Genomic DNA, 744 nt, shown 5'->3' with positions numbered 1-744 from the left:
CAGGGAGTGATCAGGTTTGGAATTATCTAACTGCTGGTTTTGACAAAAGCTACTTTTTAGATTTTGTTCAAGATAAAAGTAAAAAAAATTCTTATGCAGCAAGTTTTGGAGTAGATAGTATACCTGAAACTTATAAAAAAGATTATTACAAATTATTGAGTGATTTTCAAAATATATCTGTGCGTGAACAACAAGGAGCTGATATTGTTAAGGATGTTTTGGAAGTTAATCCTCCTGTTTTACTGGATCCGACACTTATGTTAAATAGAGAAGAATGGAATAGAGTTTCTTCAAAGAATAAAGAAAATGCAGAGTACTTATTACTATATTTAATAGCAGAATCAAAAAGTATAATATCATTAGCGAAAAGAGTGGCAAAAGAAAGAAACTTAAAAATAATTTATATAAGTGATCGATTATATAAAAGCACAGGTATGGATAATCGTAGTAAGGTGGGTGTAGATGAATGGGTCAACTTATTTTTGAATGCTAGTTTTATAGTTACCAATTCATTTCATGGGGTTGCATTTTCTATTAATTTTCAAAAAGAATTTTACATGCAGTACTTACCTGGTAATGCTAAAGTCAATTCAAGGTTAGAAAATATATTGGAGTTAACTGGATTAAAGGACCGTTTTGTTAGTGATTTTGAAAAAATTAATATAGATCATATTGATTATAGTAAGGTCAATAAAATACTACAACAGGAAAGAGAAAAGTCAATAAAATATTTAAAGAATGTCC

Annotated in this window: 1 protein-coding gene; it reads left to right on the top strand. The window is 28.6% G+C overall.

What is annotated here, in order from left to right:
• Positions 1–744: polysaccharide pyruvyl transferase family protein (locus WYK_RS06415; RefSeq protein WP_040373720.1), on the top strand; the 744-nt coding region annotated here is incomplete at both ends.

The organism is Peribacillus psychrosaccharolyticus ATCC 23296 (assembly GCF_000305495.1).
Taxonomy (GTDB): domain Bacteria; phylum Bacillota; class Bacilli; order Bacillales; family DSM-1321; genus Peribacillus; species Peribacillus psychrosaccharolyticus.
Note: the sequence above shows the minus strand (reverse complement) of the source record. Positions and strands in the feature narration are given on the sequence as shown.